21 protein-coding genes are annotated in these 23,022 nt (G+C 40.7%); 11 read left to right on the top strand and 10 right to left on the bottom strand.

Annotation, left to right across the window (positions count from 1 at the left end; genetic code table 11):
• Window positions 1–138: 138 nt before the first annotated feature.
• On the bottom strand, window positions 139–780 hold the full coding sequence (locus VE944_RS06215; protein ID WP_324973827.1) for a hypothetical protein: 642 nt from the start codon (window positions 778–780) through the stop codon (window positions 139–141).
• 1,132 nt (window positions 781–1,912) lie between these two features.
• On the opposite strand from VE944_RS06215, the gene VE944_RS06210 reads away from it, so the two are divergent.
• Window positions 1,913–2,341: a hypothetical protein gene (locus VE944_RS06210; protein ID WP_324973824.1), complete on the top strand. Its 429-nt coding sequence runs from the start codon at window positions 1,913–1,915 to the stop codon at window positions 2,339–2,341.
• A gap of 240 nt (window positions 2,342–2,581) precedes the next feature.
• Here VE944_RS06210 and VE944_RS06205 read toward each other — a convergent pair whose 3' ends face one another.
• Entirely contained in the window at window positions 2,582–2,758 is a 177-nt protein-coding gene (locus tag VE944_RS06205) for a hypothetical protein (protein ID WP_324973821.1), read from the bottom strand.
• Window positions 2,759–2,861: 103 nt separating this feature from the next.
• Between VE944_RS06205 and VE944_RS06200 the strand changes: the two genes are divergently transcribed.
• From VE944_RS06200 to VE944_RS06185, 4 genes are all read left to right on the top strand, one after another.
• Window positions 2,862–4,220 (top strand): APC family permease, encoded by a 1,359-nt coding sequence (locus tag VE944_RS06200; protein WP_324973817.1) that lies wholly within the window; start codon window positions 2,862–2,864, stop codon window positions 4,218–4,220.
• Window positions 4,221–4,349: 129 nt separating this feature from the next.
• A complete protein-coding gene (locus tag VE944_RS06195; RefSeq protein WP_324973814.1) occupies window positions 4,350–5,012 on the top strand; it encodes a class I SAM-dependent methyltransferase in 663 nt (220 codons plus the stop codon).
• 323 nt (window positions 5,013–5,335) lie between these two features.
• Window positions 5,336–6,145, top strand: coding sequence for a glucose 1-dehydrogenase (locus VE944_RS06190; RefSeq protein ID WP_324973811.1), 810 nt, complete (start codon window positions 5,336–5,338; stop codon window positions 6,143–6,145).
• A gap of 137 nt (window positions 6,146–6,282) precedes the next feature.
• The gene (locus VE944_RS06185; protein ID WP_324973808.1) at window positions 6,283–7,686 is read left to right on the top strand and encodes a glycoside hydrolase 100 family protein; all 1,404 of its coding nucleotides are present in this window, start codon (window positions 6,283–6,285) and stop codon (window positions 7,684–7,686) included.
• Between the two features lie 127 nt (window positions 7,687–7,813).
• Here the strand turns inward: VE944_RS06185 and VE944_RS06180 are convergent, their stop codons facing one another.
• Window positions 7,814–8,011: a hypothetical protein gene (locus VE944_RS06180; protein ID WP_324973806.1), complete on the bottom strand. Its 198-nt coding sequence runs from the start codon at window positions 8,009–8,011 to the stop codon at window positions 7,814–7,816.
• 290 nt (window positions 8,012–8,301) lie between these two features.
• Between VE944_RS06180 and VE944_RS06175 the strand changes: the two genes are divergently transcribed.
• Both VE944_RS06175 and VE944_RS06170 read left to right on the top strand, forming a co-directional pair.
• Window positions 8,302–8,604, top strand: a complete 303-nt coding sequence (locus tag VE944_RS06175; protein ID WP_324973804.1) for a hypothetical protein — start codon at window positions 8,302–8,304, stop codon at window positions 8,602–8,604.
• Window positions 8,605–8,708: 104 nt separating this feature from the next.
• Window positions 8,709–9,188, top strand: a complete 480-nt coding sequence (locus tag VE944_RS06170) for a hypothetical protein (RefSeq protein WP_324973801.1) — start codon at window positions 8,709–8,711, stop codon at window positions 9,186–9,188.
• Between the two features lie 44 nt (window positions 9,189–9,232).
• Here the strand turns inward: VE944_RS06170 and VE944_RS06165 are convergent, their stop codons facing one another.
• The 5 genes from VE944_RS06165 to VE944_RS06145 all read right to left on the bottom strand — a co-directional run bounded on the left by VE944_RS06165 (window position 9,233) and on the right by VE944_RS06145 (window position 13,218).
• Window positions 9,233–9,415, bottom strand: a complete 183-nt coding sequence (locus VE944_RS06165; RefSeq protein WP_324973798.1) for a hypothetical protein — start codon at window positions 9,413–9,415, stop codon at window positions 9,233–9,235.
• A gap of 117 nt (window positions 9,416–9,532) precedes the next feature.
• A complete protein-coding gene (locus tag VE944_RS06160) occupies window positions 9,533–12,583 on the bottom strand; it encodes a UPF0182 family protein (protein WP_324973795.1) in 3,051 nt (1,016 codons plus the stop codon).
• An 11-nt stretch (window positions 12,584–12,594) separates the two neighbouring features.
• Window positions 12,595–12,741: a PIN domain-containing protein gene (locus tag VE944_RS06155; protein ID WP_324973793.1), complete on the bottom strand. Its 147-nt coding sequence runs from the start codon at window positions 12,739–12,741 to the stop codon at window positions 12,595–12,597.
• A gap of 12 nt (window positions 12,742–12,753) precedes the next feature.
• Entirely contained in the window at window positions 12,754–12,882 is a 129-nt protein-coding gene (locus tag VE944_RS06150) for a PIN domain-containing protein (protein WP_324973790.1), read from the bottom strand.
• A gap of 120 nt (window positions 12,883–13,002) precedes the next feature.
• Complete coding sequence (locus tag VE944_RS06145) at window positions 13,003–13,218, bottom strand: hypothetical protein (RefSeq protein WP_324973788.1); 216 nt, start codon at window positions 13,216–13,218, stop codon at window positions 13,003–13,005.
• A 357-nt stretch (window positions 13,219–13,575) separates the two neighbouring features.
• Here VE944_RS06145 and egtD point away from each other — a divergent pair, with 357 nt between their 5' ends.
• Window positions 13,576–14,610, top strand: a complete 1,035-nt coding sequence (gene egtD / locus VE944_RS06140; protein WP_324973785.1) for an L-histidine N(alpha)-methyltransferase — start codon at window positions 13,576–13,578, stop codon at window positions 14,608–14,610.
• A gap of 377 nt (window positions 14,611–14,987) precedes the next feature.
• Here the strand turns inward: egtD and VE944_RS06135 are convergent, their stop codons facing one another.
• A complete protein-coding gene (locus tag VE944_RS06135; RefSeq protein WP_324973782.1) occupies window positions 14,988–15,320 on the bottom strand; it encodes a hypothetical protein in 333 nt (110 codons plus the stop codon).
• A gap of 1,569 nt (window positions 15,321–16,889) precedes the next feature.
• Between VE944_RS06135 and VE944_RS06130 the strand changes: the two genes are divergently transcribed.
• Together VE944_RS06130 and glpK are read left to right on the top strand one after the other, a co-directional pair.
• Window positions 16,890–18,059: a PAS domain S-box protein gene (locus VE944_RS06130; protein WP_324973779.1), complete on the top strand. Its 1,170-nt coding sequence runs from the start codon at window positions 16,890–16,892 to the stop codon at window positions 18,057–18,059.
• 180 nt (window positions 18,060–18,239) lie between these two features.
• Window positions 18,240–19,754 carry a glycerol kinase GlpK gene (gene glpK / locus VE944_RS06125; RefSeq protein ID WP_324973776.1) on the top strand — a complete coding sequence of 505 codons (1,515 nt, stop codon included), beginning with the start codon at window positions 18,240–18,242 and terminating at the stop codon, window positions 19,752–19,754.
• Between the two features lie 266 nt (window positions 19,755–20,020).
• Here glpK and VE944_RS06120 read toward each other — a convergent pair whose 3' ends face one another.
• Complete coding sequence (locus VE944_RS06120; RefSeq protein WP_324973773.1) at window positions 20,021–22,102, bottom strand: cation:proton antiporter domain-containing protein; 2,082 nt, start codon at window positions 22,100–22,102, stop codon at window positions 20,021–20,023.
• Window positions 22,103–22,480: 378 nt separating this feature from the next.
• Between VE944_RS06120 and bchM the strand changes: the two genes are divergently transcribed.
• A partial coding sequence (gene bchM, locus VE944_RS06115; RefSeq protein WP_324973770.1) for a magnesium protoporphyrin IX methyltransferase occupies window positions 22,481–23,022 on the top strand: 542 nt, incomplete at its 3' end.

Genomic DNA, 23,022 nt, shown 5'->3' with positions numbered 1-23,022 from the left:
CCGCAGACTCACCGAGTCTGCAAACAGCATTCCTATCCTTGGTAGCTATGATTAGGGATTGGGAGAAAATTTCTTTACGAGTTGAGTAAGGTTTGAATCCCCATCTATACTCATTTCACTCCCCACTCCCTAGTTCATTCAACTCTTAGGTAAAGAAATGTTGATTGTGATTCCGGTACCTTTGAGATTTCCTGAAGAGAGCGTGTGATATAAGACTAATCCCCGGTTGGGTTGGTCGAAAAGAAACCCACGACGTGTGGGTTTGATCTTGCCTTCTTTTACTAACGAGACAAAGGCTTCTAAATACCTACGTATACCTTGACGATTCTCTGGACTAGTATTCGTATGACGCTTAATCAGCATCAGAAAGAAGTCCAAACTACGATTTTCCTGTCCCTGAATCAAACTGCCCTCATCTAGGAAAGAACTTGCTATAAGCTTGCCATCAACTTGTTTAACCTTAAATAGGGTAAAGTAACGCCCTTCTTTTTTAGGATCGTTCGCATAACAGACCCAAGAACCCTCTTGATTCTGTATAAAACCCTGTTCTGCAAGGTAAGAAAGCAAAGAATTACTTGCCTTTGTCTGTACTGGAGGTAATAAATCATCAATGGGATCTAAAGAGCAAATCCTTTGCGTTGTTTTCTGTTGAGAAGCAGCAGGAGTCTGCTGGGTATCGACACGCAGGGGCTTGTCATTAGCCATTGCCATAGTAGACATCGTAGCGATCGCAGATATTGGGAGAGCGATCGCTCCAACCAAACGAACAATAATATTCATGTTTTTCCTGTTACTTTTGCTAACGTTGTTAAGAATCGAGTCATTACTAAATCAAGATTGATCTAGCAGTCCTAAATCATTTTTTAGATTTAAGTGTTTCCCTCATTTGGTCGAGGTAGCTTAAGTTTTCGACAATGAAATAGGAATTTTATATAGGTAACTACCCACCAATATTAATGTCTTATTGACAAGAGAAATTTGGCTTTTCGATATTTTTAGATATACGAAAAACAACTGACTTAGTGTCAAAACTTTTCTATTTACTCTTATCTAATTTTTTGCCATTTTAAGAGGGTTTTATACCTTCTTAGCTAGCTTTAATGATTTCTCAAAGAGGACTTTCTGAGCTATTTAGTACCTTATATAAGCAGAATTTTAAAAGCTCTGTGCTTTGCACGTTGGCGCTTTTTTAGTTTTCCTTGGTGGGTTGAATAATTTTTCTTTTTTGGAGGTAGCGCACTTAACTAACTGTTTCAGCATATTTGAGAATTGATGTATAAAATAATATCTCCTAACAGTAAAATAATATTACCATGAGCTTGAGACATGCAACACTATTGTGGACAGTTGTCAAAGTTGTACACGGTGAATTAGGACTACCTTTTGATTAAATTTCATGGCAAATAGCTGAGAATCAAAATCAATTTACTTATACGTTACTAGTATTTTAGAATCTAGTACCTTTGTTCTTGAGGTAGTTATATATGTTTTAAATATAACTTTATCTTACTAAGTATATTTTTTTTTGATTTAGCAAGCTGTTGTTGCTATAGACCTTGTAAGCCAATACGCTTGGCTTAATAAAAAATTGTAGGTTGGGTTATGCAAAGCATAACCTAACAAAGCCCCCGATCTGTTAGGTTTATTCCTCAACCAAACCTACGCAACTTAAGGTTTTAGGCACTAACCCAAGCGTATTACCTTCTAAGCGTTTAAGGTTCAAATATCCCAATAGAAACATTACAGTAAACCTATATACATTTTTTTGTCACAACGAAAGAGTATGTCCTTAAATTTGTCCTGTAGGTAGAGGAATATCCTGAGCAAAGTTGATATATTTAGATATTTAAGTGGTAACAAACTTTGACTACAATTAAGATATTAACTTGGTCTTTTGACAAGCTTTGGCAGTATGAATGTGGAATTTTTTAACAGGATTCCTTTGATGCCTTTAGTATTACTATGGCTGGCTTATACTCTCCTGGGATGGTATCTTGCTGCTCATCATATTATTTGGTTAGTAGGAGCTTTTGTCGCTGCTATGGTTATAGCTATAGTGCGGAAAAGTATTTCTTGGTTAGAGCGTTTAGGTGAATTTGGATCTAAAACTTTAGCTATTATATTATTTTTAAGTATATCAATTGCTTTTGTAGCAACTTGGTCGCTATTATTAAGGCTTTTTCTCATACCCTTAGCAACTACGCTTCTAGCTGATTTGGAAATGCGCTTTTCTGGCTTCGACAAGCTAGATTCATTTTGGATTTTAACAGTCATAGCAATATTAGGTTTGGTGATTGGCGAATTGATAGATATTTTACTTTTTCCCAGTAGCAGATACTAAAGGAATAAAGGTAAAAAAAGATTTTTGTTATTTAATCTGAAGTTTTAGGCGATCGCTTACTCTAGCTATTTGATAAAACTAAGCACGATTACCTGCTATGAGTCAATCATTCTCTAGACCACTATAAATCCCACTCAAGGAAGACGTTTTATTGAGTTAAATTTTCTAGCCTATTACCAGAATTAACACAAGTTAACAATGTAAATACTTCTGAAAGAAATCAGAGGTAGATAGGTGAGATTAGGGACTTAACAGTAAACTGGGGCATTGTTCCTTGTCTAATATTAAGTTGCCATTGTTATCAAAACCATAGATGTTGTCTAGCAATAGAAATTGGAGCGATCGCTGTACAGAGATTGCTCTGAATGTGGCGAGATGGATATTCCCGTTTGTAGGCATATCACTGATAATTGTCATTTTTGAGTCACATTTGTTTTGAACCATAGAGATATAGGTAAAACAGTGCAAAAAAGATGAAACAAAGCGGCGAGTCCCCACTCCACACTAATAAGGAAGTAATGTGAGTAGACGTAAAGACTACAGTTTGCTTCAGCAGTCAGCAACAACAGAAGTGGCAGCACCTAAGCCATCGCTAAGATTACCAGACGCAGTGGCTCTGATTGTCGGTATTGTCATCGGGGCGGGGATTTTTGAAACCCCGGCTTTAGTGGCAAATCAAGCAGGCAGTGATATTGCTGTAATGCTTTTTTGGCTAATTGGTGGTGTGGTATCTCTGATAGGAGCGCTGTGCTATGCAGAGTTGGCGACAGCCTATCCCGATGTTGGTGGTGCTTACTATTATTTGAAACGTGCATTCGGGCGAAGAGTCGCCTTTTTATTTGCCTGGGCCCGGATGACAGTGATTCAAACTGGTTCTATTGCCCTGTTGGCATTTGTTTTTGGCGATTATGTTTCTCAGATATGGCGGCTAGGAACGTTTTCGTCTTCTATTTATGCAGCCATAGCGATCGCACTTTTAACTGCTTTGAACATCGTCGGTTTGCAGCAGGGGAAGTGGACACAAAACTTGCTGAGTGCTGCGAAAGTTCTGGGTTTGTTGCTGGTAGTAATTCTTGGGCTTACCGCCATTCCTAATTCTGCCGCCCCTGTGCAATCTGCATCATCAGGAACGTGGGGATTGGGGATGGTGTTTGTACTGCTCTCTTACGGCGGTTGGAATGAAGCAGCTTATATCTCGGCAGAAATTCAAGATGGACGACGTAATATAGTGCGATCGCTAATGTGGAGTATTGGCATTATTACTGCCATTTACTTACTCATCAATCTGGCTTACCTGCGGGGATTGGGATTAGCAAACATGGCCCAGTCAGAAGCAGTAGCCGCAGATTTAATGCGCTCTCTTTGGGGCGCACCAGGAGCCTTGTTTATCAGTGTATTGATTGCGATCGCTACTTTGGGAGCAACCAACGCCACAATCTTTACCGGAGCGCGTACCAATTTCGCACTGGGACAGGATTTCTCGCTATTTAGTTTTATGGGGCGCTGGCAACAACGTCCTAGTAGTCCTATCCATGCCTTATTGTTGCAAGCTGCGATCGCCTTAGCACTGGTTTTTTTAGGCACGCTCACCCGCAAAGGCTTTGAAACAATGGTGGATTACACCGCCCCGATATTTTGGTTCTTCTTCTTGCTTTCCGGGATATCACTCTTAGTATTGCGAATCCGCGAACCCCACATAGTGCGCCCATTCCGTGTGCCATTTTATCCTTTCACACCATTACTCTTTTGTGCCGTTTGCGCTTACTTGCTTTATTCCAGCTTGGTTTATACAGGTGTGGGAGCAGTTGCAGGTGTTTTAGTTGTAGCAGCAGGTATCCCCCTTTTGTTCTGGAATAACTATCGCCAAGGTAAGACTTAATACAATTTTGGATTTTGGATTTTGGATTGTGCAACCTAAACCTCATCCTATAAGCAATTCAAAATCAGATGACTTATCAGTTGTTTTACTAACTACTAACCACAAGCTACTGAATCAAGGAGAAAATTGATGAACTTCAAAAAAATTCTGTTTTTACTGGTTACAGGCGTTAGTATTACCAGCTTGGGAATTGCTGGATGTGCGCCGCAACAGCAAGATTTGGAAGTCGGGGCACAACCTTCTACTTTGACGGGTCAGACCGAAACCGAAATACCATCTGCGACGACAACTCCCGCAACTCAACCACAAGAACGCCCCGGCGATGTTCCCTATGTGCCTACACCACAGGCAGTGGTAGATGCAATGTTGAAAGTGGCAAAAGTGGATAAGAATGATCTGCTTTACGACCTTGGTAGTGGCGATGGCAGAATTGTCAATACTGCGGCACAAAAGTTTGGTACGCAGGGTTTTGGGATAGATATTGACCCCCAACGCGTCCAAGAAGCTAATGAAAATGCCCAGAAGGCAGGAGTAACCGATCGCGTGAAGTTTGTCCAACAAGACTTGTTCAAGACTGACTTTAGTAAAGCAACAGTAGTTACACTTTACTTACTGCCTGAAATCAACCTCAAACTTCGTCCCAAGCTATTGAGTGAACTCAAACCTGGTACTCGCATTGTCTCCCATGCCTTCGATATGGGCGACTGGAAACCAGACCAGACGCTGACTGTAGAGGGCAAAACTATTTACTATTGGGTAGTTCCTGAAAAAGTGCCAGCGAATTTGCGCTAGGGACTAATACTATTGCCCCTGAGATACCTCACCCTGGTTTCGCTTGTGTAAAACCTGCCCCTTTCCTTAGTAAGGAAAGGGATGTCCGATAGGACAGGGTGAGGTTTTAGAGGATTTTTAGGTAATCGTGTTTACACCGTAGCTCCTTGGCAAAGAGAGGAGTTGGGGATGAAATCTACTTCATGCAAACGAGAACCTTTATATTTTTAAATTACCTCTATTGGGGGTTGACAACAGCAAATTTAATACTCAAAAGAATAATCTAAAATTCAAAATTTTTTGACTGGTGCAAATTTTAAGTAAAGGCAGCTTAGGCAGGAAATATGATAGGGTTAAAAGGAAAGAATGCTTTAATTACAGGTGCAACTTCAGGTATTGGTCAGGCGATCGCTATCAGACTCGCCGAAGAAGGGTGCAACATCGCCATCAATTACCGCAAAGACCCCGAAGCTGCGGCAGACACGGAAGAGATGGCATTGCAAAAAGCCTGCGGAAATATCGAAAATTGTGGTGTGAAGTCGCTACCGGTTCAGGGAGATGTCTCCCAAGAATCAGACATTGTTGAGATGGTCAACACCGTAGTCAAGGAATTTGGCAGTTTAGATATTCTAGTTAACAATGCTGGTATTCAAGCAGAAAGTCCATCCCACGAAGTTACTACAGCAGACTTTGACCGGGTAATTGCAGTCAATCTCCGGGGCGCTTATCTTTGCGCCCGTGAAACTATTAAACACCTCCTGTCTGTTAATCGTCCGGGGGTGATTATTAATATTTCCAGCGTTCACGAAATTATTCCGCGACCGATGTATATCAGTTATTCCATTAGCAAAGGTGGTATGGAAAACCTAACCAAAACTTTAGCATTGGAATATGCCAAGCAAGGTATTCGTGTCAACGCCATTGCCCCCGGAGCAACAGTCACGCCAATAAATCAAGCCTGGATAGATGACCCCGAAAAAAAGGCGATTGTGGAAAGTCACATCCCAATGGGGCGTGCTGGCTCCTCAGAGGAGATGGCAGCCGCAGTAGCTTTTTTAGCTTCGGATGAAGCCGCCTACATCACCGGACAAACCCTCTTTATAGATGGTGGATTGACTCTGTATGCTGACTTCCGAGAAAGCTGGTCAGCTTGAAAAAGAGGCAAGGGGACAGGGAGCAAGGGGGATAGAGCAGAAAGGAGATTCGCCCTTGCCCCCTGCTGTTCGTTGAGGTAGGCTTGCGTACTTTCCACAATTGAGCCGATACATACCATTAGTGGAATTAAACGCCCATGACTAGCGCGATCGATAAGAACAGTCTGCTCGAAGCAGAAGCCTGGGAATTGTTGGAAGAGTCGATAATTTATTACCAGGGAAAACCCATTGGTACTGTAGCCGCCAGAGATGCAGAGTCAGATGCACTCAATTACGATCAGTGCTTTCTCCGCGATTTTGTCCCTTCTGCCTTAGTGTTTCTCATGCACGGCAAAACAGAGATTGTGCGTAACTTCTTAGTAGAAACACTGAAATTACAAAGTCATGATAAGCAGATAGACTGCTTTGAACCAGGAGCGGGATTAATGCCTGCAAGTTTCAAAGTACATTCTAATGGGAATGAGGAATTTTTGGTCGCTGATTTTGGTGAACTAGCGATCGCTCGCGTTCCCCCAATTGATTCTTGTATGTGGTGGATTCTCTTGCTACGCGCTTATGAAAAAACTACAGGCGATTTAACCCTAGCGCGTCAGCCAGATTTTCAAGCCGGAATCAAGTTAATTTTGGATCTTTGCTTGGTACATCGCTTTTCCATGTACCCAACAATGTTAGTTCCCGATGGCGCGTTCATGATTGACCGTCGTATGGGAGTCTACGAACATCCTCTAGAAATTCAAGTATTATTCTATGCATCCCTCAGAGCTGCTACTGAATTGCTTTTACCAGATGGGGATGGCGATACGTACCTTGGCAAAGTCAATAGACGATTGGGATCTTTGAAATATCATATCCGCAATTATTACTGGCTAGACCTGAAGCGATTGGGGGAAATTTATCGTTACAAGGATAACGAATTTGGTAAAGAAATTGTTAATAAATTCAATATCAACTCAGAATCAATCCCCACTTGGTTGACCGAGTGGTTGCCCGAAACTGGAGGATATTTAGCGGGAAATCTGGGGCCGGGACGGATAGATTTTCGCTTTTTTGCTCTGGGAAATCTGATGGCAATTTTAACTTCCTTAGCAAGCGAAAAAGAATCTCAAAGCATCATGAATTTATTTGCCCAACGTTGGCAAGACTTGATCGGCTATATGCCTGTTAAAATCTGCTTTCCAGCAATAGATGGTTTAGAGTGGAGAATTGTTACAGGATGTGATGCTAAGAACAGGGCTTGGTCTTATCACAACGGCGGTAACTGGCCCGTTTTGCTGTGGTTATTTACCGCAGCAGCGCAGAAAGCAGGTCGAACAGAACTTGCCCAAGCAGCGATTGCCATTGCCGAAAGGCGTTTATTTAAGGATAAATTCCCGGAATACTACGATGGCAACAATGGCCGTTTGATTGGCAAAGAAGCTAGAATTTATCAAACCTGGAGCATTGCCGGATTGCTAGCAGCCAAAAAGTTCGTAGAAAATCCAGAGTACTTGGAATTAATCAGCTTTGCAGAGGGTCTTGAAGTCCCAGGCTGTAGCCTGTAGGTACTGATTGCCCCCTAAGGCTCTAAAGAGAATATGATTTAGCTGGGTGATTTTATATAGGGTGTCTCTGCTAACTAGCTACACTGAAACAGCGATGCCTCAGGGCAAGCCGCTTCTCTACCAGAGGCTATGCATAGCTTGCTTCGACCGAGGAATATGGATCTACGCGAAACTGGTAGTAAGTATAAGTGAATAAATACCAGAGTTGTGCTAGGTAAAATCCCAGTCCCGCATTTCTCACAAGCACTGCGTAGCTTGCCGCCGTAGGCATCGCTATGACCAAACCTTTATCAGGCTTAGATTTTGAGCGTTTTAGACACTGCATGAATCACAGCAGTATGTGAACGGGGTATTTTATCTCAAGTCTAAGTGGCATAAGCGTTTTGGGCTAATCGTTTAAACCTTTGTGAGAAATCCGGGCAATCAATAGGTCACAGCGATCGCACAGCCTCTTTTCTACCAGAGCCTGAGCCAACGAATTACCCTGCGTCTGAATCCTCTTCTCAAATACCCGATAACTGATACACTATATAGTAAGAGGTATCTGAAGTGTCATACTTAGTAATATCACCAGATAGTCTTTGCATCATCAACACGTTTTAACGTGTATAAACCATGAAAAATACTTCAGATTTAATTTCAGAATTTGAACAACTATTCAGACAAAAATTACAACTAAATAATTGTAAGCTCAGAAAGAAAAGACAAGAGAATAATTATGAAATTATTACTCCAGCTAAAGACATTTTTTTGATGTATTGGTCTGAATTCCCAGATGTTAACTTAATATATCAAGCTGTAGGGGTACGCACTCAGCAAACTAGTGTTTATGAAAAAGCTATCCGCTCTCACATTAGTTCTTGTCTGAGTAGTATGCAGGAAAATCCTCACTCGGAAACACCATTATTAGTACAATAAGGAATACTTAGATAACACAGAAAATATTTACTAAACTCTCGCCAGTTTTTATAATAGAACTGACGAGATTTTTTCAACGAAAATCTGTTTATCAAGAGATAAAAATGCAATCCGAAAAAAATCAAGATCAGCTAGACTATAAAGCTTTATTAGCCAATGCAAAGCAAGCCTTAAAAGTTGAATACCAGAAATCAGCCGCTTTAGCGTCCCAACTACAAGCTATAAAAACTCAGTTAGAGCAAGTTCAGGCTGAAAATAAAACTTTGAGGGAAAGTGCTTATGAAGATATAATTAAACACTTTGAGGCGCGGACTCAAGCAGCAGAAGCATTAGCGCTAAAAACAGAAGTCCGCCAAAGATTCCTTGAAGCCAATGGTTGCAACGATGATGAAAGCTTCGATACTCTATGGGATAGCATTAAAAATAAGATTCAGATCCAAGATGGTGAAGTGAGAATCGTTGCTCCAAATGGCACTCCTAAGTTCACTTTAACAGGCAGTATGATGACTTTGAGGGATTTTATTCAATCCCTCAAACAAGATCCAATCTCTAGAAAATTTTTTACAACTAAAGAGCCTAATTAACGAAAGCCTCTTGCTAAAAGCAGACTAAAGATGGTAGCAGAAAACTATTCATCTTCGTCTCCTGGCGGTCGTTCGCTCTCGCTTTGTTGGGCGTTCCACTCCAAAACAATACGTTCCAACATCTCAGGCTGCGTACAGTTATTAACATCGGCGTACATTTGAATCAACTGCCTCACTTTAGGACTAATGTGGCGAATCTCTAGTTGGTTACTTTGTACCATGTCCATTAACTTTTAGTGTCTATTACATATATTGAACTATTAAACTATGTCTGTTGCGACAAATTTTGTTAATGGCAATCGCTCACTATCACCTGCTATGTAACTATCGGGACTTAAAATCGCTTAACCTGGCGGGGCTGCTTCTTCAAAGGGACGGATAATCGCTGGGGCTGGTGTAACTTCTGGTTTAAAAATTGCCTGCAAGGCTTGTTCTAATGTTTGTGCCATGACAATCCGGTTTTCGTAAGCCACCACTACCCGCACCAAAGTTGGCAAGCTATTCTGTGTAGCTTCTAAATAGATTGGCTCAACATACAGCAGCGATTGCTCAATGGGAATTACTAGTAGATTGCCTTGAATGGCTCTCGACCCCTGGCGATTCCACAAGGAAATTTGCTGAGAAATTACTGGGTCTTGGTTGATCCGCGCCTCGATTTGCTCTGTCCCGTAGACCAGGCGTTCTTTAGGAAAGACATATAGCACCAGCCTACCGTAGTTTTTGCCATCCGATCGCGCCGCTAACCAAGCGATTAAATTAGTCCGTTGTTTGGGAGTATAAGGCAGAAGTAGAATAAACTCTTCTCTACGTTCGCGCAGCGTGTCGAAGACAGAGGCTGCGCCAACAAAAGGTACAGTGGGTAGACTAGTAATCAAATAGTACGGCTCTACCGGACGAGGTTCACTGCCATAGATTTCGTTGGGGATTTGCCACTGGTCTTCCCGATTGTAAAATACCTGGGGATCGGTCATGTGGTAGGTCATCAACCGCTCAGATTGAATTTTGAAGAAGTCCACCGGATACCGCGTATGACTGCGGAGATTGACTGGCATTGTACTGAGGGGTTTAAACATGTTGGGAAATATCGTTGACCAAGTGGCAATGATTGGATCGCTTGGATCGGCAATATAAAAGTTAACAGTACCGTGATAGGCATCAATCACTACCTTGATTGAGTTACGTATGTAGTTGATACCATCGCTACCAGTGTCTGAGTAAGGATAGCGATCGCTCGTTGTGTAGGCATCAACAATCCAGTAAAGATAACTGGGATTACTTGGTAAATCAAGATTTGCAACAGCAGCTACTAAATAAGGGTCGCTGTCAAATTTGAGGAAAGGTGCGATCGCTTGAATTCTTTCCTTGACATTTCGTCGCAGTAGCACTTTTGTATCTGGCAAAAAGTCCCGCGTCAGCACCATCTGCCAATCTTTCAAATACAGCGCAAATAGCCACCGTCGCCACGCTGAACCGATTTCAACACCACCCAGACCCTCGTAAGAGTTGTAAACATTATCACTACCGCTAGGATAGTCTAGCTCTCTAACTCTTGTGCCAGTCATTACATAAGTATTAGTAATCTCACCGTAATAAATCCGGGGTTGTCCAATCGGAATACTTTGACGAACGGCTTCATTAGAAGTTGTAAGAGCGCTACTATTACCGCTAATATCTTTGACAAAATATTCTGGTAGCCCACCCGGCCCAACTGTATTAACTGGGCTAACAGTAAACCCGAAACCGTGAGTATAAATTAAATGACGGTTAACCCATGTTTGAGCTTCCTGTGGTACAGCATTGTAGTCTAATTCTCGTGCGGCAATCAGTACCTGCCGCCGTTCTGTTGATTCAACTGCTTCCTGCTGCGTTACTGGCGGCTTTCGGGGGGCAGGTGGTCGGCGTGAAGTTTCATCTGTTTTGAGAGTATATCGATCGATATCGGCATCGGGGAACTGATAATACGGCCGAATTTGTTGCAGTTGACGATTAGTTTCTAACAGTGGTCGCTCATCCCACAGGCGAATATTCCGAATTGTCGAGGCATTCTTTTGAATATCAGCTTCAGTCAGTGTTCCTTGGGGGTTGAAGGTTCTGGCATCGATCGCCTCTAGATCGAATGCTTTGCGAGTCAAAGCAATAGTTCGCTGAATGTAGGGTTGCTCTCGTTGCAACTCATTAGGTTGAACAATTAAATATTGCACCACAGCAGGTATAACAACATCAGCTGCCACAACTAGTATTAGATAAACCCCTAATCCGTAAAATACTAAAGGACGATACTGAGATTTGGGTTTCCAGAAAAATGTTCGCCAAAGTAGGTAAGTTGCGATCGCTACTGCCACGATGCACAAGACGGTGTAAGCTGGCAACTGGGCTGTCACATCGGTATAACTGGCACCATAACTTACTCCACGGGTAGAATACACCAGTTCATAGCGACTCAGCCAATAACTAAAAGCCACTACCAACATTAACAAGCCACCCATACCGGATAAATGACGCTGCTGCTGGGGTGAAAAACCAGGGAAAATCCCCTGACTCAAACTGTCAGCCGACAAGAGATAAGTGAGAGTAACAGCGATAAAGCCATACAAACATAATCCCATCAGCCAGAGTTCTAGCAGTTCCCAAAAGGGTAAGGAAAATACGTAAAAGCTGATATCTCGACCAAATAAAGGCTCAGTGCTGTTGAAAAGAGTGGGGTGAAAATATTGCAGCACCTTTGGCCAGTGTTGGAATATGATGAAGGCAAAAATGGGGCTGAAGAAAACTGCGATCGCAGTTAATAAAAATTGGGGATAGATTAAGATTGCGATCGATACTCCCCCAATTAAACCAAGATACGAGACTTGAGAGAAAATCTGCTTCAAGAGTTGCCAGATTGTCTCTGGTCGAAATAAGGGGGGAATTGGTAGAATACCTTGGTTAGCTGGAGAATGCCAGTAAGAAACAACAATTTGACCATAGTGAGCCAGCATTAACCCGATCAATAAACTCAGTACTAGAGTTAAGGGTAATAACCCGCGCAATCTCATTTTTTTTAAGCGTTGCGGTGCAAGTATCCGCATTTCGTTGCGTCTTAGATAATGAGGACTGAGAAAATTTGTTAATTCACTAGTGAGTTCTGCTTCCTCACACCTAACTTCCTCAATTTTTAGAGACTGGGAATATTTTAGCCGTTGTGCTAAAGCCAGGTTTAGCAATAGATACGCAGCAGTTACCCCAGCCACCATTACCCACAAAACACCACGAGTCATTAGCCTTAACAGAAATACTTGCAGGTAGCCAACTTCCTGAAACCAAAAAATCTCTGCTCCCACGCGGGAACCCAGATCCAGGAGTAGCCATAGCCCTAAAAATACAATTAATACTCTAAAGCCCCATTTCCAATACATTGATATGTAATTTAATAAGAACGCCAATTCTCTATTTGCAAGCTGGGTACTCTTTGAAATTCTCGAACATTAGATGTTACAACAATATGATTGTGAGTTAGTGCTGTTGCTGCAATCAGCACATCATAAGAACCGATAGGAGTACCTGCTGTTTTCAAAATACTTCTAATTTAGGTAGCAAGTTCTGCTTCTTCCATACCAAAAGGTAAAATTGTAATCGAACCTAATAATGTTTCAATCAATGATTGAATTTTCAAGGCATGTTGGGGATTGATTGCTAATCCGTACTTCACCTCCATTACTAGTTAATGAGGAAATAAAAATATCTGTAGGAGCAGTAGACTTTAATAGCTTGAGAGTATTTTGTTCTCCCTTGAGAAAATCACTAATTACGCAGGTATCGAGTAAATAACCCATCATTACAACTCGATTTCGTTAGGTGGTAGCAATTCGTCTCGGTAGGACTCAAAAATGATACTTTCTACTATACCTTGATGTTGCATAATCGTTTCTGGCCAAGTCATGGGTTTTGTTTCTAAGAAAGTAACAAAGACTCTGCTTTCAGTAATATTTTGTGGTGTTTCAGCTAGTTCAATTTTGCCATTTTTATAAATTCCTTCAATGGTTCGTAGCATTATTGCTTACCTCCGATCTAATTTTTAAATGTAGTTCCAGTTTAGAACATCCGAGTTCTCAGGGTAAGCTTAGATAGTTCTGAGCATGAAGTTTCGAGTTCTAAGGATAGAAGTTGGAGTTCAAAGCCTTAACAACACCACATAGAAGCACGGATATTGCCGTGCCTCTACCGTTGCACCTCACATAAACGAGAACCGCTATATTGTCATTTGAATCAGGAAATCCCTAAAAATACCTTTAAAGCTTGAGCAATATTGCTCAAGCATGATTTTATTAGCTATGGCTATGTGTTTCACTAATTAGAGTAAAGGTTTGCCATTACAGGTAATCTATTACGCCAAGCATACGGAGGTTTAATGTCGATATCTAAAGCTCTCAACAGGAACGTTACTTCTCAAAACACCGTTGAAAAACGCTTGCAGATGCAGTGTTTGATAGGAGCAACTCAAATAGTTGCACCTACTACTGGGAGTGATGTAGTGAAGGGATTAACTCAAACATCTAAATCTCTACCCCCCTCTTACTTTTATGATGACCGTGGTTCTGAGTTATTTGAGTTAATCTGTGATTTACCAGAATATTATCTCACACGCACAGAAACAACAATTTTACAACAGTATGCTAGCGAAATTGCCAAGATAACTGGCGCTTGTGAATTAGTAGAACTTGGCAGTGGCAATTCTACCAAAACCCGCATTTTACTAGATGCCTACCAGCAGCTAGACTATCCCCTGCACTACTTACCAATTGATGTGTGTGCAGGTATATTGGAAAGTAGCGCCAAGCAGTTATTAAGAGATTATCCCTTACTGCAAGTTTATGCTTTAGCGGCAACTTATGAATTAGCCCTTGCAAAACTCTTACCGACGGAATTACCCAGCCGGATGATTTGTTTTATTGGTAGCAGTTTAGGTAATCTTACACCTAATGAATGTGATGTATTCTTCTCTCAAATTACAGAAGCCCTACAAGTAGGTGAGTATTTCTTGTTGGGGATAGATTTACGAAAGCCGAAACAGATTTTGGAACCAGCTTATAACGACAGCCAGGGAGTGACGGCAGCATTTAACCTCAATATGCTGGAGCATTTAAATCAACAGTTTGAGGGGAATTTTGACACCACCCAGTTTGAACACTGGGCATTTTACAATGAAAATGAGCATCAAATAGAAATGCATTTACGCAGCCTGCGATCGCAAATTGTAGAATTACGCGCTCTTAACCTCAAGGTTAATTTTGCACTAGGTGAGACTATCCTCACCGAAATTTCCCGCAAGTTTGACCTCAATATTATCAAGCAGCAACTTACCGCACAGGGTTTATTACCTCTCCAAGTGTGGACAGATCAAAATCAATGGTTTGGTTTATTGCTCTGTCAACTGCAAGCATAAAGCAAATCAGAGTATGCCTCACAGATATAGTGCTTCTCAGTGAGTCCAATACCAATACAGTTCAGTTAAGCCCCAAATCCTATGTAGAGACGTTGCAATGCAATGTCTCTACATACCAAAAATCTTTAACCCAAGCGTATTGCAATGTAGACCTAACAAAAACATCCCCAACTCTACAAGGGTTGGGGAATGAAGTGAGGTCTAAGTATGTTACATACAAGCGAGAATTGCTATAAATGATATTCGTCCTACACAAGTGAGAGAGAAAAATTTAAATCTCTCATTATGGTAGTATTTTCACTAATTAAGCTTGTATGAGATGTACAAATACATACCTCTACTAGCACAAACTAGTAAACTAAATATTTAGCCCCTAATTATTGCTGCATTGAAGGTGTAGGAAAAATTCTGCTGAATATAGGAACCCGTGGCTTCGGCTTAGTTGCAGTTAAATTGACATTATCAGCTATATTGGCATTAGTACCAGAAGAGTTCTTGGCTGCCTCAGAGAGGATAGGTGATTTGCTATTAGTAGAATTGGCAAAATCACTCAATTGGATAGCCGAAGGTGAATTTGAAGATATGGAAGTAATATTATCAGTCTTTTGGGTGTTGGATTTTACCGGAGTTTCAGCTTGAGATGGAGTAATGATGAAACTCGAGCTTGTTCCTAATACCAGTATTAGCAGATTAAAAATATATTGTCGCATGGGGATTTCTCAAAAAAGCTTCAAGAAGTTGTATTTGTTCTCAGTTGGAAATAAAACCGTGATTTTCTAAGATAAATCGCAGCTTAGTACATCGATTCACTCACAAAAACTTAACCCCTTCAGTTACCTTTCATATAAGGTAGGGGAAAAGTAAACTCTGCTCTTTTTTTAAGGGAGGGGTTATTCTAGAATTACAGAATTGATCTTACACAAAGCCTGCAAATAGATACATCTAAAATAATTGACGTTTATTCATCAATTAAGTCAGCACTAACTATTAATAATTTAGTCGTATTTTTTTATTATTAAAATAGGAATTTTACTGAAGTTTTTGAAAAACGCAATTTTCAGTAAATTAGCTAATAAATCGTATATTTCATGAACTACAACCAACAATATATAAAGTTTTGACAAAAGCTGAGTTTTATGAAGTGACTTTTATAAAAGTACGTGTATGCGTTCCGGAATGGATACTAATCTATCTATAGTATTTAAACTACGACTGAGACGAGGAGTAGTGAGTTAGGAGTCGTGTAATTTAATTACTTGATAAGCCCTGAAAACTGAAGTAAATAAAAAAAGTGACGAGATGAGATTTTATAATATTTACACCTCACCCATCACTCCTTAATAACTTGCGCGTTGATAAGCTGTTACGCATTTTTAAATTACACCAGCTTATTGCTTGATTTATCCTCTAACTAAAGAGGCGGATACTTGTTAATTTGTTATGTAATTTTCTATACAAATAGTTTTAACTTATTAATATCCATTAGTCTTACTTTTGCTCATGCCATATAGTTACTTCACAGACTTGGGAAAATCCAAAAGCTCAGATTTCCGGCTTTTGTAAGAAGTCAGGAATCTTTTTGTTCAAAGAAATGTATTTATAATCACAAATAAACTTAATTTAAACTATGTATCTTTGGTAGTAGTAGATTGATGCTTGTGATGGAAGTTAGGGAAAAGATTATTAGTTATTATGAGTAATCATGGAAACAATTATTATTAGCAATAAATCATTTATTGGGAAAATGAAAAAGTGGGTTAAACAAGAATAGGAACCAAAAGCTAAGAGTCAGGGTTTTCTAACTGTGCTGTTTTATCTAATTTCTCTGGTAGTCATAATTGTGACTGGCTTATAAGTTTAATCACAAATTGGCATAATCTGGGGTTAGCGGATTTTGCATTCGTATTTAGCTAAGTTTACTAAATCTTCCCACTAAAGGTAGAAATAATACTTAGCAAAATGTTGTAAGCTTTTTGTAAAAAACCATCTGAGTGCAAAAGTTATCAATGGACACTCTCTAATTCCCTAGATTCAATCTGCTTTGCTCATCTAGGTTAAATGCAATACATGTCATTTATAATACTATACCACCTGTTTGTAGTGTTATGAAACATAACTTCTTGAAAACCTGGATATAGACATATTCTTATAGGTTCTATTGAATAATAATTGCAGTTCAGAACTAGTTAAATTTATAATATGGAATACTGCAATTTTTCCAATAATTTACCTAGTAGATTTTTTGCTTCAACTCTGCAAGTAAGTAGCGGGAATTTAAGGTGAACATAGAAAAATTTATCCAACGCTCAGAAACATTGCACAATCGTTTAGCAGATTTATACCAAACTGCTAGTGTATTACCTTGGATTTCACCGGATCTGCTGCCGCAAGCTTTTAAAGAACTCTATAACACTTCAAAGATAGTTCAGTTAGCAGCAGAGGAACTCCATCAACAAAATGAGGAACTAATACAAACACGGAATTGGTTAGAATCAGAACGCCAACACTATCAAGAATTATTTGAGTTTGCGCCTGACGCCTATTTAGTGACTAATAGAGAAGGAATTATCCAAGAAGCTAACTTCACCGCAGTTAAATTGCTCAATGTTTCAAAGCAATTTTTGATGGGTAAACCAATGATTAACTTCGTCCCTCTAGAAGAACGTCAGCACCTTCGTACCGAACTTATTGAACTGTCTCAATCAGACAGAGTTAAAGAACTATTGATACGCTTGCAACAACATCATGGTGAGTTATTTGATGCAGCTTTGACAGTGGCAGTTGCCCGGAATCCGCAGGGTAAGGCAACCTCTTTGCGCTGGGTGTTACGTAATATTTCTGAACGGAAAGGGGTAGAATCAGCAATAGTCAAAGACGATAACAACTTCTTGTATGATCGTCCTGTGCAGAAATATTCTAAAGGAGAAACTATTCCCCTTAACCCATTAGTAATTTTGTATGTTTGTCAGGGTTTGGTCAAACTTAGTACTTACTGTGAAACGGGTGAAGAAGTTTTAATAGGATTGGCAACAGCAGAAATGGTTTTTGGCTCTAGTTTAACATCTTTAAACATTTACCAAGCAACAGCCCTCTCTGATGTTGAGTTGGTGTCAATTTATGCAGCAGAGATAGCAGCTTCCTCTAACCTGAGCCATATCCTTTTACCAAAAATTAATCAGCGCTTACGTCAAACAGAATCTTTTCTAGTTATTTCGGGAAGACGACGGGTACAAGAGCGCTTGTACCATCTATTACAACTTTTAAAACGGGAAGTTGGCGAAGCTGTGCCGGAGGGAACTCGCCTAAGTGTTCGCTTTACTCACGAAGATATTGCTAGCGCCTGCTGCACTACCAGGGTAACAATTACACGATTGATCGGCAAATTACAGGAAGAAGGCATAATCAGTTTTGACTTAAAAAAACACATGATATTGAGAAATTTTGATTAATTACTTATAGATATCTCATGAGAAAATATGACCTCATTGTTATCCTTTTATCCTGCAAAGAGGCTACACGTAGGTGTAACCCGCCGTAGGCATCGCAGAATTTAAAAATGTACCCAAAATAATGTATATCTAATTTGACGTGTATTGCTAAAATCGCCTACGCAGCATGTCAAAGCAGCTATGGACATACTTGGTAACATAACTCAATCATTGGGCTACATTTTAGCACTGGACTTAGGTACAACAGGCAACCGCGCCTTTGTTTTTAACGCAGACGGCAAGATTGTTGGACAGGCATACAAAGAACTAACTCAGTATTATCCTCAGCCCGGATGGTTAGAACATGACCCTCAACAAATCTGGCAGGATACGTGTTGGGTGATGCAAACCGCAATTGGCAATGCCCAGATTGCTCCATCAGAGATCGCAGCCTTGGGGCTAACTGTACAGCGTGAAACCTGTTTGATTTGGGACAAAACTACTGGTAAACCACTCCATAGAGCGATCGTCTGGCAAGATCGGCGTACTGCTCCTCTTTGCCACCAATTACAAGAGCAAGGCTACGCTAATGAAATTTACGATCGCACTGGATTAATCATTGATGCCTACTTTTCTGCTACTAAGTTCAGGTGGCTATTAGACAAGTTTACAGATATTGACCTGAACAATGTCTTAGCAGGCACTATTGATACCTGGGTGCTGTGGAACCTCACAGGTGGCAAAGTCCATGCTACTGACCACAGCAACGCCAGCCGGACAATGTTAATGAATCTCAAAACCTTTGAGTGGGATGAGAACTTACTTGAACTATTTCAGATTCCGGCGCATATTTTGCCCCAGATTCAGCCTAGTTTAGGAGTATTTGGAGTCACTGATGCTACTTTGTTGGATGCTGAAATTCCCATTACTGCGATTTTGGGGGATCAACAAGCTGCTCTATTTGGTCATGGTTGCGATCGCCCCGGTTTGATGAAATGTACTTACGGTACTGGTAGCTTTTTAGTTGCTCATACAGGTGAACAAATTGTGCGCTCCCACCATCAACTAATTTCTACAGTGGCATGGACACAAGCAAATCCGAAGGGAACTTTAGATGTGGGCTATGCCTTAGAAGGTAGTATGTTTACTAGTGGAGCTTGTATTCAATGGTTACGCGATCGCCTGAAGCTGATTAAAACTGCTGCTGAAAGTGAAGCGATGGCAAATCAGGTAACAGATAATGGCGGAGTCTACTTTGTGCCTGCATTTAGTGGGCTAGGCGCACCTTACTGGGATATGAGCGCGAGGGGAGCCTTTTTCGGCATTACCGCCAGTGTACAACCAGAGCATCTAGTTCGCGCCGTGTTGGAAGCGATCGCTTATCAAGTTTTAGAAGTAGTACAGGCGATTAATGCATCTAGCAGTACTCCAGTTGGGCGATTAACGGTAGATGGTGGAGCTTGCGAAAATAATTTTCTGATGCAGTTCCAAGCTGATGTATTAGGTATTCCAGTTGAACGTCCGAGAATGCGCGATACCACTGTTCAAGGTGCAGCATTTGCAGCAGGTTTAGCTGTAGGATTTTGGAAGAGCTATGAAGCACTGGTAGAACAACGGCAAATTGAACGTGTGTTTGAGCCGGGGAGCGATGCTCCATTGTCAAACTTTGCTACTTGGCAAAAGGCAGTGAAACGCACTCTCGCTTGGGAGGAGTAGCCCTCGCTTCGGATAAGCAGGGGAGACAAAGCCTAGCTTTGGCGGGGTGAGGTTCTTATTTTTGATTATGCAACAGGTCTATTATTAAAGCAAAAAAATCAGATTGTAGTTTTGATAGTTTCTCAGTAACAATCTGATTAATTGTTTTGCTCCATCATGAAAAGACTCATGGAGAACATGAATCGCTCTTGTCGATTCCCATCACTGACCCGAAAGCGATCGCAAGTGTTTTCCCTTTTCCCTCTTTACTGGCATTGGCTCGCATATCACGCATGAGGTTCTCCAAGCAAGACAATTGAACACTTCAATTCTCGAAGTAACTGCGTTGTCACTTCGCTGACAGCTAATCCACCTGCTGTGCGATAACGAACAGAACGTAACACAGCCAAATCAAATGCCTCAGCTTCCTGAATTATGGTTCTAGCAATATCATCACCTTTGATTGTTTGGATATTCGTATTCACCTGTAATTGGCCTTTAGAAGCAATATCAGACAATTGAGAGACAAAGTTTTCTACCCGATTAGGCGGTGTTTTGCGATCGGATACGTGTAACAGCACAACTTCTGCTTGATTACCATCAGCCAAAATCTGGGCAAATCTCAAAGCGCCTATAGTTTGCCGCGTTAAGTCTCCAACTGGTACAAGAATTCTTTGAATTGTCTTAGGACTACTTAAAAGGCGTGTTACTGCTACTGGACAGTGAGAAGACCAGAAAACGCTATCAATTACATTACCAAATAAGCGGGCACGCAAACCTGTTGTCTGCGACCAACCCATCACTACTAAACTAGCGTTTTGTTCTCGACTGGTGCGGCTAATCCCCAAAGCAGCATCATCATCAATTCGAATTGCTGGTGATACTTCCACCTCAAATTCTTGACTGATTTCTTTAGCTAAATTCAATCTTTCCCGGCTTTGGTTGAGTGCTGTTACTAATTGCGGATCATCCATCTGGATATGTGCTTTAGTAATAGCTAATGGCACAATCCTTCCAGATTCATGACTAGCCAGCAGTGCTGCCATTTCTATTAGATAGCGCTGAGTTTGGGGGTTGTATATTGGCACTACTACAGTAAATAGATATTCGTTTTTCTCTACTAGCTGATCTTCATTACCTTGCCACCAAGTTGTCAGACTATCAGTTTCAAAATCTGTCTGAGAAAGCTGTAGTGAGGGAGCATATCGTGCTGTTATTATGGGGCCCATAATTGCAGTTACCAGCATGAGGACAATTACACTGTTTAAGACAGCTTCACTGATTAAGCGTTCACCAGCAGGATTTACCGTTTGATATGCAACTAACGTTGCTGCTAGTGTGGCTGCTACCTGTGGTAGTGACAATGACCACATCGTTAGCAATTCCGCCGTGTTATAGCGATACAATAATTTAGCTAACAATGCCGCTATAAATTTGCTGCCAATCAAAGCCACTACAATTACTAGAGTCAGCCAAATTGAACTGAGGGTTTTTATAAATGCAGGAATATTAATCAACAATCCCATGTCCACAAAGAAACAAGGGATAAATAAAACACTACCAATAAATTCGATTTTTTCTTTAACTGGGCTACGTCCCAAAACGTCGTTGACAGCTAAACCTGCTAAAAAAGCACCAACAATTTTTTCAACTCCAATTACCTGCGCTCCGACAGATGCTAAAAATAATGCTAGTAAGATAAACAAAAACTGGTTACTTTGTTCATCTCCAGAGCGGCGAAAAAACTCTTTTCCTGCCCAGTCAAAGCCAAACAGGACAACAGCAGTGTAAATTGCTAATCCACCTAATAAAATCGCTAAACTCATGGCGGAGAATTCTCCTCCGTGAATTCCAACACAAATCGCTAATACTAGCAAAGCACCTGTGTCAGTAAAAATTGTGGCACCAATCGTGACGGTTACAGCTTCATTCGTTACCACTCCCAGACGACTCACAATTGGATATGCCAAGAGGGTATGAGAGGCTAGTAAAGAACCAATGAGGACGGAGGCATTCCAACTAAAATTGAATAATCGTCCTGTAGCAATGCCAGCAATCATTGGAACTAAAAATGTTAAAATACCAAACCCAATTGAGCGATTTCTAGTTTTACGAAACTGCTCTAAGTCAATTTCTAAACCTGCCACAAACATCAAATAAAGCTTGCCGATCTCCGAGAGCAGATTGATAGTTTCAGACTCATGGTTTAATAACTTTAGTCCATTTTGCCCTAGTACTATACCTGCAACCAACAACCCCACTAATCCAGGTAGCCTTAATCGCTCAAAGATAGGAGGTACAGTAAAGATTACTGTTAGGAGAATTGTAAATGCAACAATAGGACTGTCTGTAAGGGAGTTCAGTGCCATGTTTAATAAGTAAGAAATAGGAAATTTACAATTAATATAAGAAATTTTACTTAAAATTTTTGCTTGCTTCAGTCTTATTGATTACAAAGAATTAAATTTTTAACAGCATAAATGTTGCGATCGCAATTACGATACTACCTTAAGAAAGGGTTATCTACATCTACAGGGTGAAATAACAATAAAATTTATAGTAACCAAAAGAATGGATGAATAAATAGTAGAAAATGGCTCATAGAACTGATCGTTTGAATCATTAGAGGTGCAAAGATGTGCTAACCTACTTCAGTGCGCTATATCTATAAAAATCTGGAAGACCCTTCTTATGGGTTCCTATCAATGATAATTTTAAGCATTGGGAACCCCTAAAAATCAAAGTTTATGAACGCAGCCGACGATAAAACGATTGTTCGCGAGTATTTCAATTCCACAGGGTTTGACCGTTGGAAGCGAATCTATGGCGATGGCGAAGTCAACAAAGTCCAACTAGACATCCGCAATGGACACCAGCAAACCGTGGATACAGTTCTCGGCTGGCTGAAGGCTGATAACAATTTACCAGAGCTATCAATCTGCGATGCTGGGTGTGGTGTGGGTAGTCTCAGCATCCCCCTAGCGATAGATGGTGCTAAAGTCTATGCCACCGATATTTCTGAAAAAATGGTGGAAGAAGGCAAGGATAGAGCCAAGCAAACTTTGGGAAATGCTGAAAATCCCACTTTTGCCGTGCAGGATTTGGAATCGTTGAGTGGTAGTTACCATACCGTTATTTGCTTGGATGTTCTCATCCACTACCCCCAAGAAAAAGCGGATGAGATGATTTCTCATCTCTGTTCTTTGGCACAGTCGCGGATAATTCTCAGTTTTGCACCTAAGACTTGCGCCCTGAGTATACTCAAGAAAATTGGCAGTTTCTTTCCCGG

Origin of the sequence: Nostoc sp. (assembly GCF_035638895.1) — a bacterium.
Taxonomy (GTDB): Bacteria; Cyanobacteriota; Cyanobacteriia; order Cyanobacteriales; family Nostocaceae; genus Nostoc.
Note: the sequence above shows the minus strand (reverse complement) of the source record. Positions and strands in the feature narration are given on the sequence as shown.

Coding starts and splice junctions, on each gene's coding strand:
- VE944_RS06215 (WP_324973827.1), bottom strand. CDS start 780: ATGAATATTATTGTTCGTTTGGTTGGAGCGATCGCTCTCCCAATATCT.
- VE944_RS06210 (WP_324973824.1), top strand. CDS start 1,913: ATGAATGTGGAATTTTTTAACAGGATTCCTTTGATGCCTTTAGTATTA.
- VE944_RS06205 (WP_324973821.1), bottom strand. CDS start 2,758: ATGACAATTATCAGTGATATGCCTACAAACGGGAATATCCATCTCGCC.
- VE944_RS06195 (WP_324973814.1), top strand. CDS start 4,350: ATGAACTTCAAAAAAATTCTGTTTTTACTGGTTACAGGCGTTAGTATT.
- VE944_RS06190 (WP_324973811.1), top strand. CDS start 5,336: ATGATAGGGTTAAAAGGAAAGAATGCTTTAATTACAGGTGCAACTTCA.
- VE944_RS06185 (WP_324973808.1), top strand. CDS start 6,283: ATGACTAGCGCGATCGATAAGAACAGTCTGCTCGAAGCAGAAGCCTGG.
- VE944_RS06180 (WP_324973806.1), bottom strand. CDS start 8,011: ATGCAGTGTCTAAAACGCTCAAAATCTAAGCCTGATAAAGGTTTGGTC.
- VE944_RS06175 (WP_324973804.1), top strand. CDS start 8,302: ATGAAAAATACTTCAGATTTAATTTCAGAATTTGAACAACTATTCAGA.
- VE944_RS06170 (WP_324973801.1), top strand. CDS start 8,709: ATGCAATCCGAAAAAAATCAAGATCAGCTAGACTATAAAGCTTTATTA.
- VE944_RS06165 (WP_324973798.1), bottom strand. CDS start 9,415: ATGGACATGGTACAAAGTAACCAACTAGAGATTCGCCACATTAGTCCT.
- VE944_RS06160 (WP_324973795.1), bottom strand. CDS start 12,583: ATGTATTGGAAATGGGGCTTTAGAGTATTAATTGTATTTTTAGGGCTA.
- VE944_RS06150 (WP_324973790.1), bottom strand. CDS start 12,882: ATGGAGGTGAAGTACGGATTAGCAATCAATCCCCAACATGCCTTGAAA.
- VE944_RS06145 (WP_324973788.1), bottom strand. CDS start 13,218: ATGCTACGAACCATTGAAGGAATTTATAAAAATGGCAAAATTGAACTA.
- egtD (WP_324973785.1), top strand. CDS start 13,576: ATGTCGATATCTAAAGCTCTCAACAGGAACGTTACTTCTCAAAACACC.
- VE944_RS06135 (WP_324973782.1), bottom strand. CDS start 15,320: ATGCGACAATATATTTTTAATCTGCTAATACTGGTATTAGGAACAAGC.
- glpK (WP_324973776.1), top strand. CDS start 18,240: ATGGACATACTTGGTAACATAACTCAATCATTGGGCTACATTTTAGCA.
- VE944_RS06120 (WP_324973773.1), bottom strand. CDS start 22,102: ATGGCACTGAACTCCCTTACAGACAGTCCTATTGTTGCATTTACAATT.